This is a genomic window from Kitasatospora sp. NPDC001159 (assembly GCF_053598235.1).
Genome location: NZ_JBSFJV010000052.1, coordinates 40,654 through 57,491, shown reverse-complemented (window position 1 = coordinate 57,491; position 16,838 = coordinate 40,654). Strand labels below are relative to the sequence as shown.

General features: G+C 71.3%; 18 protein-coding genes and 3 tRNA genes. 18 read left to right on the top strand and 3 right to left on the bottom strand.

Features of this window, described 5'->3' with window-relative positions; genetic code table 11:
* Both ACWC9T_RS24815 and ACWC9T_RS24810 read left to right on the top strand, forming a co-directional pair.
* A partial coding sequence (locus ACWC9T_RS24815; protein ID WP_449823235.1) for a sensor histidine kinase occupies nt 1-669 on the top strand: 669 nt, incomplete at its 5' end.
* Nucleotides 662-1,366: a response regulator gene (locus ACWC9T_RS24810; RefSeq protein WP_449823234.1), complete on the top strand. Its 705-nt coding sequence runs from the start codon at nt 662-664 to the stop codon at nt 1,364-1,366. The genes ACWC9T_RS24815 and ACWC9T_RS24810, both read left to right, overlap by 8 nt.
* A gap of 264 nt (nt 1,367-1,630) precedes the next feature.
* Here ACWC9T_RS24810 and ACWC9T_RS24805 read toward each other — a convergent pair whose 3' ends face one another.
* Complete coding sequence (locus ACWC9T_RS24805) at nt 1,631-2,899, bottom strand: hydrolase (RefSeq protein WP_449823233.1); 1,269 nt, start codon at nt 2,897-2,899, stop codon at nt 1,631-1,633.
* Between the two features lie 290 nt (nt 2,900-3,189).
* On the opposite strand from ACWC9T_RS24805, the gene ACWC9T_RS24800 reads away from it, so the two are divergent.
* From ACWC9T_RS24800 to ACWC9T_RS24775, 6 genes are all read left to right on the top strand, one after another.
* A tRNA-Thr gene (locus tag ACWC9T_RS24800) sits at nt 3,190-3,262 on the top strand.
* Between the two features lie 43 nt (nt 3,263-3,305).
* Nucleotides 3,306-3,378, top strand: a tRNA-Met gene (locus ACWC9T_RS24795).
* An 83-nt stretch (nt 3,379-3,461) separates the two neighbouring features.
* Entirely contained in the window at nt 3,462-3,626 is a 165-nt protein-coding gene (gene rpmG / locus ACWC9T_RS24790) for a 50S ribosomal protein L33 (protein WP_006604855.1), read from the top strand.
* Nucleotides 3,627-3,741: 115 nt separating this feature from the next.
* A complete protein-coding gene (locus tag ACWC9T_RS24785) occupies nt 3,742-4,200 on the top strand; it encodes an FAS1-like dehydratase domain-containing protein (RefSeq protein ID WP_449823232.1) in 459 nt (152 codons plus the stop codon).
* A 5-nt stretch (nt 4,201-4,205) separates the two neighbouring features.
* Nucleotides 4,206-4,628 (top strand): MaoC family dehydratase, encoded by a 423-nt coding sequence (locus ACWC9T_RS24780; protein WP_396250051.1) that lies wholly within the window; start codon nt 4,206-4,208, stop codon nt 4,626-4,628.
* A gap of 236 nt (nt 4,629-4,864) precedes the next feature.
* Nucleotides 4,865-5,908 (top strand): UDP-N-acetylmuramate dehydrogenase, encoded by a 1,044-nt coding sequence (locus ACWC9T_RS24775; protein WP_449823237.1) that lies wholly within the window; start codon nt 4,865-4,867, stop codon nt 5,906-5,908.
* Here the strand turns inward: ACWC9T_RS24775 and ACWC9T_RS24770 are convergent.
* Together ACWC9T_RS24770 and ACWC9T_RS24765 are read right to left on the bottom strand one after the other, a co-directional pair.
* A complete protein-coding gene (locus tag ACWC9T_RS24770) occupies nt 5,905-6,960 on the bottom strand; it encodes an adenosine deaminase (RefSeq protein ID WP_449823230.1) in 1,056 nt (351 codons plus the stop codon). The genes ACWC9T_RS24775 and ACWC9T_RS24770 overlap by 4 nt on opposite strands.
* A gap of 138 nt (nt 6,961-7,098) precedes the next feature.
* Complete coding sequence (locus tag ACWC9T_RS24765) at nt 7,099-8,346, bottom strand: pyridoxal phosphate-dependent aminotransferase (RefSeq protein ID WP_449823229.1); 1,248 nt, start codon at nt 8,344-8,346, stop codon at nt 7,099-7,101.
* A 284-nt stretch (nt 8,347-8,630) separates the two neighbouring features.
* Here ACWC9T_RS24765 and ACWC9T_RS24760 point away from each other — a divergent pair.
* The 10 genes from ACWC9T_RS24760 (at nt 8,631) to rplJ (ending at nt 16,772) form a co-directional block, all read left to right on the top strand.
* Nucleotides 8,631-8,703 (top strand) — tRNA-Trp (locus ACWC9T_RS24760).
* 150 nt (nt 8,704-8,853) lie between these two features.
* On the top strand, nt 8,854-9,177 hold the full coding sequence (gene secE / locus ACWC9T_RS24755; protein WP_449823228.1) for a preprotein translocase subunit SecE: 324 nt from the start codon (nt 8,854-8,856) through the stop codon (nt 9,175-9,177).
* Between the two features lie 210 nt (nt 9,178-9,387).
* Nucleotides 9,388-10,245, top strand: a complete 858-nt coding sequence (gene nusG / locus ACWC9T_RS24750; RefSeq protein ID WP_449823227.1) for a transcription termination/antitermination protein NusG — start codon at nt 9,388-9,390, stop codon at nt 10,243-10,245.
* Between the two features lie 165 nt (nt 10,246-10,410).
* Nucleotides 10,411-10,845 carry a 50S ribosomal protein L11 gene (gene rplK / locus ACWC9T_RS24745; RefSeq protein WP_224278191.1) on the top strand — a complete coding sequence of 145 codons (435 nt, stop codon included), beginning with the start codon at nt 10,411-10,413 and terminating at the stop codon, nt 10,843-10,845.
* Between the two features lie 102 nt (nt 10,846-10,947).
* The gene (rplA, locus tag ACWC9T_RS24740) at nt 10,948-11,670 is read left to right on the top strand and encodes a 50S ribosomal protein L1 (protein WP_030290441.1); all 723 of its coding nucleotides are present in this window, start codon (nt 10,948-10,950) and stop codon (nt 11,668-11,670) included.
* Nucleotides 11,671-11,862: 192 nt separating this feature from the next.
* Nucleotides 11,863-12,645 carry a hypothetical protein gene (locus ACWC9T_RS24735; RefSeq protein WP_449823226.1) on the top strand — a complete coding sequence of 261 codons (783 nt, stop codon included), beginning with the start codon at nt 11,863-11,865 and terminating at the stop codon, nt 12,643-12,645.
* Between the two features lie 105 nt (nt 12,646-12,750).
* The gene (locus ACWC9T_RS24730; protein WP_449823225.1) at nt 12,751-13,581 is read left to right on the top strand and encodes a hypothetical protein; all 831 of its coding nucleotides are present in this window, start codon (nt 12,751-12,753) and stop codon (nt 13,579-13,581) included.
* A 91-nt stretch (nt 13,582-13,672) separates the two neighbouring features.
* Nucleotides 13,673-14,623 carry a hypothetical protein gene (locus ACWC9T_RS24725; RefSeq protein ID WP_449823224.1) on the top strand — a complete coding sequence of 317 codons (951 nt, stop codon included), beginning with the start codon at nt 13,673-13,675 and terminating at the stop codon, nt 14,621-14,623.
* 346 nt (nt 14,624-14,969) lie between these two features.
* Complete coding sequence (locus ACWC9T_RS24720; protein ID WP_449823223.1) at nt 14,970-15,857, top strand: hypothetical protein; 888 nt, start codon at nt 14,970-14,972, stop codon at nt 15,855-15,857.
* Nucleotides 15,858-16,208: 351 nt separating this feature from the next.
* Nucleotides 16,209-16,772: a 50S ribosomal protein L10 gene (gene rplJ, locus ACWC9T_RS24715; RefSeq protein ID WP_030290437.1), complete on the top strand. Its 564-nt coding sequence runs from the start codon at nt 16,209-16,211 to the stop codon at nt 16,770-16,772.
* The last annotated feature ends 66 nt before the right edge of the window (nt 16,773-16,838 follow it).

Genomic DNA, 16,838 nt, shown 5'->3' with positions numbered 1-16,838 from the left:
CTCGCCGCCGCCCGCGCCTCGGTCGGCTCGCTGCGCAGCCCCGACGTCGAGTTCTCGCCCGAGGACCAGGCCGAACTCCTCGCCACCGCCGACGAGTCGCTGGTCAAGCTCACCCGCCTGGTCGACAACCTGCTCGACATGAGTCGCCTCCAGGCTGGCGCGCTCACCCTGCACCTCACCGAGACCCACCTGGACGAGATCCTGCCCAGGGCGCTCGACAGCCTCCCCGACCCGTACGCGCCGGGACGGTCGATCGACCTGGCTGTTGGCATCGATGAGGGCGCCCCGCCGGTGCTCGCCGACCCGCCGCTGCTGGAACGCGTCCTCGCCAACGTGATCACCAACGCGCTGCGCCACAACGCCCCCGGGGCGCCCGTCCTGGTCACCGCCAGCCACCACGCCGACCAGGTCGAGATCCGGGTGATCGACCGCGGCCCGGGCATCGCCCCCGAGGACCGCGACCGGGTCTTCCTGCCCTTCCAGCGGCTCGGCGACACCGACAACACCACCGGCGTCGGCCTCGGGCTCGCACTCTCCCGCGGCCTCGCCGAGGCGATGGGCGGCAGCCTGGAGGTCGAGGACACCCCCGGGGGAGGCACCACCATGCTGCTCACCCTGCCCGCCGCCACCGAACCAGCCGCCCGGGAGGAGCCACCGCATCATGAGTGAACGAAGTGAGCGAACCATCGACAGGTGCGAGGTCCTGATCGTCGACGACGAACCGGCCCTGCTGCGCACCCTGCGGATCAACCTCAGCGCCCGGCAGTACGCCGTCCGCACCGCCGCCAGCGGCGGCGAGGCGCTCGACCGGGCCGTGCACTCCGTCCCGGACGCCGTCCTGCTCGACCTCGGACTGCCCGACGTCGACGGCATGGACGTGCTGCGCGGACTGCGCACCCGTAGCGCGGTGCCGATCATCGTGCTCTCCGGCCGGACCGACGCCGCCGACAAGATCGGCGCCCTGGACGCGGGCGCCGACGACTACCTCACCAAGCCCTTCCTGATGGACGAGCTGCTGGCCCGGCTGCGCGCGGTGCTGCGCCGGCCGTTAGGCGGGGTGCCGCCGGGCCGGCCGGTGATCGGCGACCACACCGTCGACCTCGCGGCCACCACGGTGACCGGCCCGGGCGGCCCGGTGCGGCTCACCCCGACCGAGTGGCGCATCCTCAGCCTGCTGCTCGCCAACCCCGGCCGGCTGGTGCCCGGGCGGCAGATCCTGCGCGAGGTGTGGGGCCCGGCCCAGGAGACGCGCGGCAACTACCTGCGGGTCTATCTCGCCGGGCTGCGCCGCAAGTTGGAGCGCGACCCGGCCCGCCCGCGGCATCTGATCACCGAGCCGGGGATCGGGTACCGCTACGTGCCCTAGGTGCCCTAGGGCGCCGGATGGGACCACCGCGTCAAGCGCCGTCAAGAGCGGCCAGGCGGGCGACAGGAGAGCGTCAAGGCCGGTCAGCGGCGGTGTTCCGTGGGCGTAGTGTCACTGCTGAAACGAGCGGGCCCTGCTCCATGTGGGGAAGCCTGGGGCCGCTCGAGCCGCCGCCGACGGCGGCCAGTAGGTGGGGGAGGGGCGCGCGACGCACGTCGCGCGCCCCTTTTACTTCCCCGACAGGCCACTTCCCCGACAGGGGTCTCAGCAGTCCGCGCCGTCGGACTGCCGGGGCAGCGCCAGCGCCACGGTGTCCGCGAACTCCCGTACCGCGCTGGTCCGGCTGACCACCCGGCCGCTGTGCACCACCAGCCGGCTGTGCCCGCCCGTGAGCGCCCCGGCCAGGCTCTCCCCGCGCACCGCCAGCAGCTCCGCCGGGAACCCCGCGTCCACCCGGACCGGCGGCAGCCCGAGCGCAGCCCGGGCCTGGTTCGCCACCGCGTCGTACGCCTCCTCCGGCCCCAACTCCCCGTTCGCCGCCAGCAGATAGGCCGACTCCAGCGGATCGGCCCGGCCGACCGGATTGGACTGGTCCCGCAACGCGCCGCTGCCCGCCGCCAACGGCACCCGGGCCGCGGCCAACTCCCGTACCAGGCCCGGCCGCAGGCTGCTCACCCGGCCTTCCAGCCCGGTGCAGCCGCCGTTCTGCGGCAGGCAGACCACCCGCACCCCGCTGGTCGCCAGCACCATGGAGCCGCCCCGGGCCAGCGACCCGCACGGGCCGAGCGTCACCCGGGGCCGATGCGGCGCCAACGCGCCTGTCAGCCGCGCCAGTTGAGCCGCGTCCGCAGCGGTGGTGTGCAGGTCCACCGGGCAGTCCGCCTCCCGGGCGGCCTCCAGTAGCAGCTGCACGTACCCGGCCGGGTCCGGGTCCAGCTCCGGGCAGCCGCCGGCCGCCGTGGCGCCCAGCTTGAGCGCCTCGCGCAGCTGTGCCCGCCCGTCCGCGCCGGCCCGGCCGGTGAGCAGCCGGGGCATCGCCACCGCCTGGAGCTCGGCGAGGCCGCGCAGCGCCTGGCGGGCGGTGAGCACCGCCTCCAGTCGGCGCAGCCCGTGCACGTCGCCGATCCGGACGTGGGTGCGCTGGGCGGTGGCACCGTACCCGAGCGAGGTGAGCGCGGCCTCGGTGACCCGGCGGGTGAGGTCGGCGGGGGTGTCCGGCGGCGGGGTGGGCAGGGCGGCGGAGAAGGCGGCGTCGTAGTGGGCGTGCGCCTCGGCGGGGGCCGGGAGCAGCAGGTAGCCCTTGAGGTCGATCCGGGCGCCGGTGGTGACGGTGGGCGCGCCGGGCAGGGCGGGCAGCGGGCCGAGGCTGCCGACGGTGCCGACCGCCTGGATCCGGTCTCCGCTGATCCGGACATCCACCATCCGTCCGTCGGCCAGTCGGGCGCCGGTGAGCAGGAGGACCGGGCCGTGCCCGAGCGGGTTGGCCGCCGGGCCGGGCCCGGAGTGCGGCCCGTCGGCGGCTGAGTTGTCCATCGCCGGCTCCTTCCCGCGTTGGCCAGTGGGGCTCGTGGGGATCGGCCCCGTGGGGTGGGCCCCGGGAGGGAACGGCCGGTGCCCCGATCAATGAGCGTCGAGCCTATGGCGCGTGGGGGCGGGGCGCCGGGAGGCGGGCAATAGTCGTATCGGGTCGGGGCGCACGGCTCGCGGGCCGGTCGAACGCCCGGCCTCGGATCGACCGTCCGTGCACCTCGTCGACCTGCGGTCTTCGCCTCGGGATACGGATTTCACCTCTGGGCGCGGAACGTGTAATCTCTTCCTCGTTCGCCCCTATAGCTCAGTCGGTAGAGCGTCTCCATGGTAAGGAGAAGGTCTGCGGTTCGATTCCGCATGGGGGCTCTGGTGAGAAGCAGTCAGCTCAGGCTGTACTGCGGATCACTGTGGCGGTGTAGCTCAGTTGGTAGAGCAAGCGGCTCATAATCGCTGTGTCACCGGTTCAAGTCCGGTCACCGCTACCCCGCGTAGTCGGTCGGGAGATCGCACTCCCGGTCGGCTACTCTTGTTGTGTTCTTATTCGTTGTCCAAGGAAGGCACTCCCGTGGCTGCCACCGACGTCCGCCCGAAGATCACGCTGGCCTGCGTGGAGTGCAAGGAGCGGAACTACATCACCAAGAAGAACCGGCGTAACGACCCGGACCGTCTTGAGATGAAGAAGCACTGCCCCCGCTGCAACTCGCACACCGCGCACCGCGAGACCCGCTGACCCTGTCGCAGGGCGTCGGGCCTGTGTGAATTCAGGTCTTCTGCTCCGGGCCGCATCCCTCAGGGGGTGCGGCCCGGAGCTTTTTTCGTATCCACCCGCGTTCCGAGGAGCTGCCATGGCGCTCGACCCCTCCTTCATCGGGCGTAGTTACCCGCCCACCGAGCCGTACGAGGTCGGCCGGGAGAAGATCCGCGAGTTCGCGATCGCGATCGGGGACGCCAACCCGGCGTACACCGACGCGGAGGCGGCGAAGGCCTTCGGCCACCGGGACGTGATCGCCCCGCCGACCTTCCCGTTCGTGATGACCTACCGTGCGGCCGGCCAGGTGGTCGAGGATCCGGACCTGGGCCTGGACTACAGCCGGGTGGTGCACGGCGACCAGAAGTTCGTCTACACCCGCCCGGTGCAGGCCGGTGACCGGCTGACGGTCGCGATCACCATCGACAACATCAAGTCGCTGGCGGGCAACGACGTGCTCACCGTGCGTGGCGAGGTGGCGGACGAGAGCGGCGAGCACGTGGTGACGTCGATCATGACGCTGGTGGCCCGGGCCGCCGACGAGGCGGGGGAGTGAGCGGCATGGCGATCAACTACGACGAGGTCGAGGTCGGCACCGAGCTGCCGGCGCAGTCCTTCCCGGTGACCCGCGCCACTCTGGTGCAGTACGCGGGCGCCTCCGGCGACTTCAACCCGATCCACTGGAACGAGAAGTTCGCGCTGGAGGTCGGCCTGCCGGACGTCATCGCGCACGGCATGTTCACCATGGCCGAGGCGATCCGGGTGGTCACCGACTGGGTCGGCGACCCGGCCGCGGTGGTCGAGTACGGCGTCCGCTTCGTCCGCCCGGTGCCGGTGCCGAACGACGGGGTGGGCGCGGTGGTCGAGGTCTCCGCCAAGGTCGCCAAGAAGCTCGACGACCGCAAGGTGCAGGTCGACCTGCTGGCCACCACCGGCGGGCAGAAGGTGCTCGGGATGTCCAAGGCGGTCGTCCGGCTCGTCTGAGCTGCGGCCCCTTCGCTGATCGGCCGTCCCGGGGGCCCGTTCGACGGGCTTCCGGCGCCCGGGGCGGGTACGGATCGGAGCAGGCCTTCGTGGACGGGCCGGTGCCCGCCCTGTACGTCGGCGCCGGGGAGCCGGTGATCGAGACGGCCGAGGCGTGGGAGCTGGACGGGAAGCTGCTTCCCGGGAACGCCTTCCCACGGGAAGCGGCTTCCCGCCGTCCCCGTACGCTGGTGGGCGTGCTGGTAGAAAACGACGCCCCCCTCGCCCCGCTGACCACGCTCCGGCTCGGCGGCCCGGCCCGCCGTCTGGTGACCGCCCACACCGACGACGAGGTGATCGCCACCGTCCGCGAGGCCGACGCGGCAGGCGAGCCGCTGCTGGTCCTCGGCGGCGGCTCCAACCTGGTGATCGGCGACTCCGGCTTCCCCGGCACGGCGCTGCGGATCGCCACCAGCGGGTTCGCCCTGGACGGCACCGTGCTGGAGCTGGCGGCCGGCGAGGTGTGGTCGGAGGCGGTCACGCGTGCGGTGTGCGAGCACGGCCTGGCCGGGATCGAGTTCCTGGCTGGCATCCCCGGCTCGGCGGGTGCGACGCCGGTGCAGAACGTCGGGGCGTACGGCCAGGAGGTCGCCCAGACGATCACCGAGGTGGTCGCTTACGACCGCACCGCCGACGAGGTGGTCACCCTGGCGAACGCCGAGTGCGCGTTCTCCTACCGCCACAGCCGCTTCAAGGGCGAGCCGGACCGCTACGTGGTGCTGCGGGTGCGGTTCGCCCTGGCGGACCACGCGGGCCTCTCCACCCCGGTCAAGTACGTCGAGGTGGCCAAGCACTTCGGCGTCGAGCAGGGCGAGCGGGTGCCGCTGGGGGAGGCGTACGAGGCGGTGCTGAAGCTGCGCTCCGGCAAGGGCATGGTGCTGGACCCGGCGGACCACGACACCTGGTCGGCCGGTTCCTTCTTCACCAATCCGGTGCTCACGGACGCGCAGTACGAGTCGTTCCGCACCCGCCCGGGCACCGAGAACGCCCCCGCCTATCCGGCCCCGGAGGGCTGCACCAAGACCTCGGCGGCCTGGCTGATCGACAAGGCGGGCTTCGGCAAGGGCTACGGCAGCGGCCCGGCGACCCTCTCCACCAAGCACACCCTGGCGCTGACCAACCGCGGCTCGGCCACCGCCGAGGACCTGCTGGCGCTGGCCCGGGAGATCCGGGACGGGGTCAGGGAGGTCTTCGGGGTGGAGCTCGTGAACGAGCCGGTGATGGTGGGCGTCAAGCTCTAGGCCGGGGCCCCGGCGGCGGTGTGCCCGTTCACCAGCCAGGCGTCGATGTCCGCCAGCAGCTCCTTGCGGACGGCCTCCGGCGCGCACGAGCCGCGCACCGACTGCCGTGCCAGCTCGGCCAGTTCGGCGTCGCTGAAGCCCAGTACGTCCCGGACCAGGTCGTACTGGGCGGCCAGGCGGTTGCCGAACAGCAGCGGGTCGTCCGCGCCGAGCGCCAGCGGCACCCCGGCGTCGAACAGCCGGCGCAGCGGGACGTCCTCGGGGCGCTCGTAGACGCCGAGCGAGACGTTGGAGGACGGGCAGACCTCGCAGGTGATCTGGCGGTCGGCGAGCCGGGCCATCAGCCGGGGGTCCTCGGCGGCGCGCACGCCGTGGCCGATCCGGCCGGCGCCCAGGTCGTCCAGGCAGTCCCGGACGGACTCCGGCCCGGCCAGTTCGCCGCCGTGGGGGGCGGCCAGCAGCCCGCCCTTGCGGGCGATCGCGAAGGCGCGGTCGAAGTCCCGGGCCAGGCCGCGGCGCTCGTCGTTGGAGAGGCCGAAGCCGACCACGCCGTGGTCGGTGTACCGGACGGCGAGCCGGGCCAGCGTCCGGGCGTCCATCGGGGACTTCATCCGGTTGGCCGCGACCAGTACCCGGATGCCCACCCCGGTGGCCTCAGCGGCGTGCTCCACCGCGTCCAGGATCAGCTCCAGCGCGGGGATCAGCCCGCCCAGCCGGGGCGCGTAGGAGGTTGGGTCGACCTGGATCTCCAGCCAGCGGGAGCCGTCCCGCCGCTCGTCCTCCGCGGTCTCCAGGACCAGTCGGCGGATGTCCGACTCGTCCCTGAGCACCGAGCGGGCGGTGTCGTAGAGACGCTGGAAGCGGAACCACCCGCGTTCGTCGGTGGCCCGCAGTCGGGGCGGCTCGCCGGAGCTGAGCGCCTCCGGCAGCCGGACGCCGTGCTTGTCGGCCAGCTCCAGCAGGGTGGCGGGCCGCATCGAGCCGGTGAAGTGCAGGTGCAGGTGGGCCTTCGGGAGGCCCCTGACGTCTCGCGGGTTCAACAGGCGTTCCATCCGCCGATACTGCCGTATGCGGCCCCCGAACGGGAACCGCCCCCTTCCCATCCCCCGAAGGGGTGAAAGAGGGCGGCGCGTCGGGTGAATCCCGTACGTCGGATTGACGTCCGTACCGGAACCACCTCGGGGACTGCCTCAGTCGCGGGCCTCGCCGAGCAGCTTCTGGATCCGGCTGATGCCCTCGACCAGGTCGTTGTCACCGAGCGCGTAGGAGAACCGCAGGTAGCCGGGGGTGCCGAAGGCCTCGCCGGGGACGGCGGCGACCTCGACCTCGTCCAGGATCAGGCTCGCCAGCTCGCCGGAGGTCTGCGGGCGCTTGCCGCGGATCTCCTTGCCCAGCAGGCCCTTGACCGACGGGTACGCGTAGAACGCGCCCTCCGGCTCGGGGCAGACGACGCCGTCGATCTCGTTGAGCATCTTCACGATGGTCTTGCGACGGCGGTCGAAGGCGGTGCGCATCTCGTGCACGGCCGAGAGGTCGCCCGCGACGGCGGCGATCGCGGCGCGCTGGGCGACGTTGGAGACGTTCGAGGTGGCGTGCGACTGCAGGTTGGTCGCAGCCTTGATCACGTCCTTGGGGCCGATCACCCAGCCCACCCGCCAGCCGGTCATCGCGTAGGTCTTGGCGACACCGTTGACCACGATGCACTTGTCGGCCAGCTCGGGCAGCAGGGCCGGCAGCGAGGTGAACTCCGCGTCGCCGTAGACCAGGTGCTCGTAGATCTCGTCCGTGAGCACCCACAGGCCGTGCTCCAGCGCCCAGCGGCCGATCGCCTCGGCCTCGGCCCGGGTGTACACCGCGCCGGTCGGGTTGGACGGCGAGACGAAGAGCACCACCTTGGTGTTCTCGGTGCGGGCGGCCTCCAACTGCTCGACCGAGACCTTGTAGCCGGTGGTCTCGTCGGACAGGACCTCCACCGGGACACCGCCGGCCAGCCGGATCGACTCCGGGTAGGTGGTCCAGTACGGGGCCGGGACGATGACCTCGTCGCCCGGGTCCAGGATCGCGGCGAAGGCCTCGTAGATCGCCTGCTTGCCGCCGTTGGTGACCAGCACCTGGGAGGCGTCCACCTCGTAGCCGGAGTCACGCAGCGTCTTCGCCGCGATCGCGGCCTTCAGCTCGGGCAGGCCACCCGCCGGGGTGTACCGGTGGTTCCGCGGGTCGCGGCAGGCCTCGACGGCCGCCTCGACGATGTAGTCCGGTGTGGGGAAGTCGGGCTCGCCGGCACCGAAGCCGATCACCGGCCGGCCGGCCGCCTTGAGGGCCTTGGCCTTGGCGTCCACGGCAAGGGTCGCGGACTCGGCGATCGCGCCGATCCGGGCGGAGACCCGGCGGTCGGCGGGGCGGATGGACTGGTCGGGCTGCGGGGTGGAAGCGCTCATGTCTGCATCGTCGCAGAACCGGGACGGACCGGGCATCGCGGTTTCAGTATCCGTACGGTTCCGTCCGGATCGCGGCCCCGCCGATCCGCCGGTGACCGACGCGCCCGGCCGGACATCTGCCGGGTCGATCCCGGTCCCGGAAGAAGAGGTTCGACCAAACACCCCTCGACCACGTACACTCGCTGCTCGACGGCCCACCGAAAAAGACCGGAGCTTTCACCGCCTGTACAGACAGCGGGGGGAGATGCGGTAGGTTGGTCGCCACAAGAGTCGCGAGGCTCTGTAGGGCAATAGCTCAATTGGTAGAGCACCGGTCTCCAAAACCGGCGGTTGGGGGTTCGAGTCCCTCTTGCCCTGCTGCTTGATCCGTACTCAGCCCGTTCGCTCCACAGAGCGAGCGGGCTTGATGCGGAGAGGGCACCGATCAGCACCGCTTAAGCCGACCGCTCGTGCCTCAAACGGGTACGCAGGTGATGTTCGGCCGGACCCGGATTCAGGTGAGGACGAGTGACGGAGACCACGGGCTCCACCGCAACGCCTGAGAGCGGCAACCCCGAGGGGGCCGACGGCGCTGCCGAGACCACGGCTGCCGAGGGTGACAAGAAGTCCGGCAAGAAGAAGTCCGGCAAGCGGGCCAAGAAGGGTCTGTTCGCTCGGATCGGGCTGTTCTACCGCCAGATCATCGCCGAGCTGCGCAAGGTCGTCTGGCCCAGCCGGAACGAGCTCACCAACTACACCGCGGTCGTGGTGACCTTCGTCGTGGTCGTGATGGCCTTCGTCGCCGGCCTCGACTACGGCTTCTCCAAGCTGAGCCTCTGGGTGTTCGGCTGATCCGGCCGCCCCACCTTCGAAACCACCTCCCGACCCGGGCCGATTCCTCGGCCCGGGTCGAGCTGTCGGCGGCGGACGTACGCGCGCGTACCGTGGACTCGGTACTGTTGAAGTCTCCGAGGCCTCTCCTGGCGCCCGCGCGAGCAGCCGCGCGCCGGGCCGGTTTCGGAGCGCGCCACCTTCACCATCTCCAGGAAAGAAGCAGCCACCGTGTCTGAGTCCCCCCTGTACGACGCCGACGAGACCGTCCGCGAGGCGGATGTCGCCGCCGAGCTGGACGCGGCCGAGCTGGCTGACGACGCCGAGACCGCCGAGCAGATCGTGGACGCCTCGGACAGCGACGAGGACGAGGTCGAGGCGTACGACGAGGCCGAGGCCGGCGAGCCCGCCGAGGAGGCCGCGCTGCACGTGGAGAGCGACGAGGAGCTCGCCGCCGAGGAGTCCGTCGAGGAAGAGGCCGAGGTCGACCCGGTCGCCAAGTTCCGCGAGGACCTGCGCTTCATGCCGGGCGAGTGGTACGTGATCCACACCTACGCCGGCTACGAGAACCGGGTGAAGCAGAACCTGGAGCAGCGCGCGGTCTCGCTGAACGTCGAGGAGTACATCTTCCAGGCCGAGGTGCCGCAGGAGGAGGTCGTCCAGATCAAGAACGGCGACCGCAAGACCATCCGCCAGAACAAGCTCCCCGGCTACGTCCTGGTGCGCATGGACCTCACCCCCGAGTCCTGGGGCGTCGTGCGCAACACCCCGGGTGTCACCGGCTTCGTCGGCAACGCCTACGACCCGTACCCGCTGACCCTGGACGAGGTCGTCAAGATGCTCGCCCCGGACGTCGAGCGCCAGGCCGCCAAGGAGGCCGGCAAGCCCTCGCCGGTCAAGCCGACCGAGATCCAGGTGCTGGACTTCGAGGTCGGCGACTCGGTCACCGTCACCGACGGCCCGTTCGCGACCCTGCAGGCGACCATCAACGAGATCAACCCCGACTCGAAGAAGGTCAAGGGCCTGGTCGAGATCTTCGGCCGGGAGACCCCGGTCGAGCTCTCCTTCGACCAGATCCAGAAGAACTAGTCATACGGTCTTCGGATTCGGGGCGGGGTCGCGGGCCCCGCCCCGAATCCGTTTTGGTCCAGCGGCGCGGACGCGTTAGCCTGGCCCGATGTGTGTGCTGGCGGCCGGGTGTCGCCCCGGTTCCGCACGCACCAGCAATCACCTCTCGGAAGGACCCGGAGAGACATGCCTCCCAAGAAGAAGAAGGTCACGGGGCTTATCAAGCTCCAGATCAACGCCGGCGCGGCCAACCCGGCGCCGCCGGTCGGCCCCGCGCTGGGCCAGCACGGCGTCAACATCATGGAGTTCTGCAAGGCCTACAACGCTGCGACCGAGTCGCAGCGCGGCATGATCGTGCCGGTGGAGATCACGGTCTACGAGGACCGTTCCTTCACCTTCATCACGAAGACGCCGCCGGCCGCGCGCCTCATCCTGAAGGCCGCCGGTATCGAGAAGGGCTCCAGCGAGCCGCACAAGACCAAGGTCGCCAAGCTCACCAGCGCCCAGGTCCGCGAGATCGCCACCACCAAGATGCCCGACCTGAACGCCAACGACCTGGACGCGGCGGAGAAGATCATCGCCGGCACCGCCCGGTCGATGGGCATCACCGTCGAGGGCTGATCAGCCCCCGTCCCGCCCGGGACAAATCGGCTCAGCCGTCCCTGTGGTAGGGCCTGCGCAGGCCCGAGACACCACAACTCCATTCACCATTCAGGAGCAGCAGTGAAGCGCAGCAAGGCTCTGAAGGCCGCGGACGCCAAGGTCGACCGCGAGCGCCTTTACGCCCCCCTCGAGGCCGTCCGCCTCGCCAAGGCGACCAGCACCACCAAGTTCGACGGCACCGTTGAGGTCGCCATGCGCCTGGGCGTCGACCCGCGCAAGGCCGACCAGATGGTCCGCAGCACCGTGATCCTCCCGCACGGCACCGGTAAGACCGCTCGGGTCCTGGTCTTCGCGACCGGCGAGCGTGCCGAGGCCGCGCGTGCTGCGGGTGCCGACATCGTCGGTGCCGACGAGCTGATCGACGAGGTCGCGAAGGGCAAGCTGGACTTCGACGCCGTCGTCGCCACCCCGGACCTCATGGGCAAGGTCGGCCGCCTGGGCCGCGTGCTCGGTCCCCGTGGTCTGATGCCGAACCCGAAGACCGGCACCGTGACCCCGGACGTCGCCAAGGCTGTCAACGACATCAAGGGCGGCAAGATCGAGTTCCGCGTCGACAAGCACTCGAACCTGCACTTCATCATCGGTAAGGCCTCCTTCACCGACGAGCAGCTGGTCGAGAACTACGCCGCCGCGCTGGACGAGGTGCTCCGCGCCAAGCCGTCCGCCGCCAAGGGCCGCTACATCAAGAAGACCGCGTTCTCGACCACCATGGGCCCCGGCATCCAGGTGGACCCGAACCGCACCCGCAACCTCCTCGTCGAGGAGGACCCGGCCGCGGTCTGAGCCCCAGCGCTCTAGAGCAGTCCGTACGGCGGGCCCGTGCCCCCTTCACCGGGGGGTGCGGGCCCGCCGTCGTCGTTGCGGGGGCGAAACGGTTGCCGGATCGGAACACGGGCGGATGGGAACACCTGCCCGAGCCGTCGTACGCTCTGCCGGTCAGATCATGTGGAGAGCCTGTGACCGCAGGAGTGTGCCGTGCCGCCCGCCCTTCGCCTCGCCGCGCTCGCGGCGGCCCTGCTGCTGCTCGGCGCCGTCACCGGCTGCAGCGTCCTGGCGGCCCCCGGTACTCGCGTCCCCGGCGAGCCGGCGCCGGTCCCGCCCAAGCAGGTGGTGCTCACCGCCGCCCAGGCCCTGGACGACACCGGCGGCGCCCGGATCGACGTGGTGCAGGAGAGCGCGTCCGGCAAGCGCACCGCGAGCGGCACGCTGGCCTGGGGTGACCGGGACGAGGCCGCGCTGACCGTCACCGACGAACTGGGCACCGGGCAGCTGACCCTCCGGGACGGCGCGATCGACCTCGCCTACCAGGGCGGCGCGACCAAGCACGCGGACCGCGCCACCGCCGAGTCGCTCGACCCGAAGGCCGGGACCGACCCGGCCGGCTACGCGGGCGGCTGGACCACCGACCTGGTCACCAACCCGGGCAGCCGGGCGTACGCGATCGCCCAGACCGACCGGCTCGGCTCGCTCGGCGGCGAGCAGCTCGCCGGACTGACCGTCGCGCACTACCAGGGCTCCGCGCCGGTGGCCGACTACTTCGGCGCGGACCGGGAGTTGAGCCCTGGGCGGCTCGCCGTGGTGGTCGACTGGTACCGCCGGCAAGGGGTGACGGAGATCGGCTACGACCTCTGGGTCGGGCCCGGCCAGCGGCTGTTGAGGCTGCGTGAGACGGCCCGGGGGAGTGCCGGAACCACGGTGACCACGACGGACGTCTCAGCCTCCGGAGCGGGGGACACGACAGCTGGTGCAGCCGGGTGACGGGAGGGGAGATATCCGGTGCGGAACGGATCCTGCGATCCGTTAGAGTCCGCGTGAGAAGAAGCTGAGGATCGGCTCTTCCGAAGAACTAACGGGGGTACCTCCATGCGCGCTGTGCGCCTCGCCTCGACCGTCGCCACCGCCGCCGTCCTGGTGGCCGCCCTCACCGCGTGCGGCAGCAAGGGCGGCAACGACGCCAAGAGCACCGACGCCAAGGACCCGGGCTCGCTCGCGGCCGCGCTGACCGGCGACCCGAAGGCCGCGCTGGCCGCCTCCGCCCTGGTGATGCAGAAGGCCGGCAACGGCAAGGTCGCCATGACCTCCGCGGACAGCTCCAACCCCGGTGGCGGCGGCACCGCCGACTGGAAGGACCCGGGCAAGGTGGCCGTGGACCTGACCATCGACATGGAGGGCAAGAAGCTCAAGGTCCGGGTGGTCGGGACGGACGCCTACGTCGGCGGTGCCGACACCCAGGCCCTGGGCGGCAAGCACTGGGTCAAGGTGCCCGCCTCGGAGGAGATGGGCGGCGCCTTCCTGGTGACGGGCCAGATGATGAACCCGGTCGCCCAGCTCACCGTCGCCGCGCAGAGCGGAAAGCTGAGCAAGGTCGGCCAGGAGACCGTGGACGGCGTCCAGACCACCCACCTGCGGGCGGTCGAGGACACCTCGGTCCTGGTGGCCGGGATGACCACGCTCTCGGCGGAGCAGCGCCAGTCCGTCCAGAAGAAGCTGGAGGAGGACGGCAAGACCCTCACCATCGACTTCTGGCTGAACGGCAAGCAGGAGCTCGTCAAGTACCAGGAGTACGGCGACACGAACGGCGAGTCGCAGGCCGTCACCGTCAAGTACTCCGACCTGGGCAAGGGCGACAAGATCGAGGCGCCCGCCGCCGGCGACCTCGGTTCCCAGGCCGACCTGCTCAAGCTGTTCGGCTGAGCCGGTCCCGCACCCGCTCGATCCGCACCGACCAACCGGCTACCGCTCCGGGCGCACCGCGCGCCCGGAGGTTCTCAAGGGGGGAACCACAATGGCTGGAACCCGTAAGACCGCCGTCGCCGTCGTCCTCGCCGCCCTGGCGCTGACCGCGACCGCCTGCAACAACAACGACGACTCCGACGGTAAGAACGCCGCACCGGCCGCGCCGACCACCGCCGCTGCCACAGCCGCCACGAACGCCCCGGCCGACCCGCCGGCCAAGGTGAGCCCGGCGGTCTTCCTGGAGCAGGTCACCCAGAAGACCGGTGCCGCCAAGTCGGCCAAGGTCGCCGAGTCGATCGCGGTCGGCAGCGTGACCATGAAGGCCGATGGTGCGATCGCCTGGGGCGACGGTCTCCAGGGCGACCTGACGATGGACATGTCCGGCACCCCGGGCGCCGAGAAGATGCAGAGCAGCATCGGCAGCACGGCGTTCGTGTACCGGTTCGTCGAGGACGGCATGTACATGCAGCTGGGCGGCTCTGCCCTGGAGGCGTCGAACGGCCGGCACTGGGTGCACGTCGGCTACGACGACATGGCCAAGATGCAGGGCGGCGCCGGCGGAACCGGCAGCGGCGACCAACTCAAGAAGGCCGACCCGGTGGAGGGCGTGCGGACCCTGATCGCCTCCGGCGGCGTGACCGAGGTCGGGCAGGAGACGGTGAACGGCAAGTCGGCCACCCACTACAGCGGTGAGCTGAAGCTGGCCGACCTGGCGGCGGCGAACGGCAACAAGCTGACCCCCGAGCAGCTCGACCGCCTGAAGAAGTCGCTCTCCACCGCAGGGATCACCAGCGAGACGATCGACGTCTGGGTGGACGCCGACCAGCTCGTGGTGAAGCGCACCGAGCAGGCCGATACCAAGATGGGCGCGATGAAGGTCACCGTCACCTACTCGGACTACGGCACCCCGGTCACCACGACCGCGCCGGCCAAGTCCGACACGATCGAGGTGACCGAGCTGGCGAAGCTCGCCAAGGGCGGCGCCGCCACCACCGGCTGACCACCCCGGGCGCACCGCGCGCCCCGAGGGCAGCCCGAGGGCCGACCCAGGACCAGCTCGACCGGATCAAAGGGAGGCTGACCAAGGGCGGCGGCAACCGGCAGCGCCTCGACCCGTGGGCCGACGCCGAGCTGATGATCAAATGGGCCACCCAGGCCGACGCCAAGATCGGCGCCCAGGTCACGGCGACCACGCGCTACTCGGATTGCGGTGCCGCGGTCTCCGTTCAGGCGCCCGACTCGTCCGACACGGTGGAAGAGTCCGACTGGAGAGGCTCACCAAGGGGCCACCGCCCACTGACCCCGGGGACGGATGGCAGGGTGGCCCGGTGAGAGAGGAACGGACGATGGCGGGACGGCAGCGGCTGGCGGCGCTGGCCACTGTCGCCGTGCTCGCGAGCGGGCTGACCGGGTGCGGCGGGGGCGACGACGCCTCCGGCACGCCGTCCGGCAGCCCGACGTCCGCCAGCGCCCCGCCGACCAGTGCGACCCCGACCGGGCCGGCCAAGCCGACCGACCGGTCGCCGCACGGGGTGCTGCTCTCCGCCGAGCTGGCGATGCAGACCGCCCGGCGGGCCAAGGTCAGTTACCGGCTGGGCGGGGACGCCGGGTCCGGTCCGCTGTTCTGGGCGCCCAAGACGGCGCTGCAGATCAAGCGCTCCACCCCGGCCGATGCCGAACAGCTGATCGTCGTGGACACCACCGCCTACCAGGGCGGTGACGCCGCGACCGCGGCCCGCAACGGCGGCAAGCACTGGGAGCGCTTCTCCGTCCCGCCCGTCCCGCCCGGCCCGGACGGCCACAAGGAGGTCCCGTACGCGGGGCTGATCGACCTGCTGAACCCGGTCGAGGCGCTGGCCGCGGCCACCGCCGACGGGGTGGACCCGGCCTTCGTCGGCGAGGAGAAGTTCGAGGACTCGACCGTCGAGCACTACCGGGTGACCACCACCGCCGAGAAGTACGCGGCCGCCCAGACCCAGCTGAGCCAGGCCCGCCGGGACGGCCTGCGGGCCGCCCTGGCGCCCGGCGGATCGCTCTCGCTCAGCGTGGACCTCTGGCTCAACGACAAGGACCAGCTGGTCCGCCTCCAGCGCACCGGCAACGGGGACAGCGGCCGGGCGGACGACTCGGTGCTCTACTCCGACTTCGCCGGGCCGCTGCTCTCGGCCCAGGCCCCGGCGGAGACGGACACCGTGGACACCGGGGTCCGGACGGTCTCCCCGCTGGCCCGCTGAGCCGGCCCGTCCGCCCACCCGGCCGAGGGCGATTTGCGCCGTGCGAACGAGTCCGGTTACTGTTGCCGAAGCCAAAGACCGCTGGTTGTCGCCGCGCGCTCGTCAGGGAGCCGGTGACCGAAGGATCTGCGCCTAGCGCAGGCAGCCCGCGCAGGTGTGTCTGGAGCTTCGACTTCCGGGTACCGCGTTCGCGCGGCCGCCCGTTGAGGTCGTTTCGAGCCCCGTGCGCCTGCGCACCGGGGCTCATTGCATTTGCGCAGGAGCTTTCCTTCCGTCCGGTCGGTTCGAGGCGTGAATGGTCGACTTTCGCGGTCGGCCGGACTTCGACATCACGGAAGGAGGCGTAAGCCTATGGCCAGGCCCGACAAGGCTGCTGCCGTCGCCGAGATCACGGACAAGTTCCGTGGTTCCTCCGCGGCGCTGCTGACCGAGTACCGCGGTCTCTCGGTGAAGCAGGTCAAGACCCTGCGTCGCTCGCTCGGCGACAACGCCGAGTACGCCGTGGTGAAGAACACGCTGACCAAGATCGCGGCCAATGAGGCCGGGATCTCCGAGCTCGACGACCTGTTCAACGGTCCGACGGCTGTCGCCTTCGTCACCGGTGACCCGGTGGAGTCGGCGAAGGCTCTGCGTGACTTCGCCAAGGAGAACCCCGCTCTCATCATCAAGGGCGGTGTCCTTGACGGCAAGGCGCTGTCCGCCGATGAGATCAAGAAGCTCGCGGACCTCGAGTCCCGCGAGGTGCTGCTCGCCAAGCTGGCGGGTGCCCTGAAGGCCAAGCAGTCCCAGGCTGCCGCGCTCTTCCAGGCCCTGCCGTCGAAGCTCGTCCGCACCGTGGACGCGCTGCGCGACAAGGTCGAGCAGGGCGGTGCCGGTACGCCGGCTCCCGCCGCCGAGGACGAGGCCGCCGAGTAATTCGGCAGGCTCACGCCTCGCTGCGGGCCCGTACGCCCGCCAACCCGTACATCCGGCACCACCTGC

What these genes read in the sequence shown, in the direction of transcription:
- ACWC9T_RS24770 (WP_449823230.1), bottom strand. Translation starts at nt 6,960, where the DNA reads ATGGAACGCCTGTTGAACCCGCGAGACGTCAGGGGCCTCCCGAAGGCC.
- ACWC9T_RS24785 (WP_449823232.1), top strand. Translation starts at nt 3,742, where the DNA reads ATGGCGCTCGACCCCTCCTTCATCGGGCGTAGTTACCCGCCCACCGAG.
- rplJ (WP_030290437.1), top strand. Translation starts at nt 16,209, where the DNA reads ATGGCCAGGCCCGACAAGGCTGCTGCCGTCGCCGAGATCACGGACAAG.
- ACWC9T_RS24765 (WP_449823229.1), bottom strand. Translation starts at nt 8,346, where the DNA reads ATGAGCGCTTCCACCCCGCAGCCCGACCAGTCCATCCGCCCCGCCGAC.
- ACWC9T_RS24730 (WP_449823225.1), top strand. Translation starts at nt 12,751, where the DNA reads ATGCGCGCTGTGCGCCTCGCCTCGACCGTCGCCACCGCCGCCGTCCTG.
- ACWC9T_RS24780 (WP_396250051.1), top strand. Translation starts at nt 4,206, where the DNA reads ATGGCGATCAACTACGACGAGGTCGAGGTCGGCACCGAGCTGCCGGCG.
- ACWC9T_RS24720 (WP_449823223.1), top strand. Translation starts at nt 14,970, where the DNA reads ATGGCGGGACGGCAGCGGCTGGCGGCGCTGGCCACTGTCGCCGTGCTC.
- ACWC9T_RS24725 (WP_449823224.1), top strand. Translation starts at nt 13,673, where the DNA reads ATGGCTGGAACCCGTAAGACCGCCGTCGCCGTCGTCCTCGCCGCCCTG.
- ACWC9T_RS24810 (WP_449823234.1), top strand. Translation starts at nt 662, where the DNA reads ATGAGTGAACGAAGTGAGCGAACCATCGACAGGTGCGAGGTCCTGATC.
- ACWC9T_RS24805 (WP_449823233.1), bottom strand. Translation starts at nt 2,899, where the DNA reads ATGGACAACTCAGCCGCCGACGGGCCGCACTCCGGGCCCGGCCCGGCG.
- rplK (WP_224278191.1), top strand. Translation starts at nt 10,411, where the DNA reads ATGCCTCCCAAGAAGAAGAAGGTCACGGGGCTTATCAAGCTCCAGATC.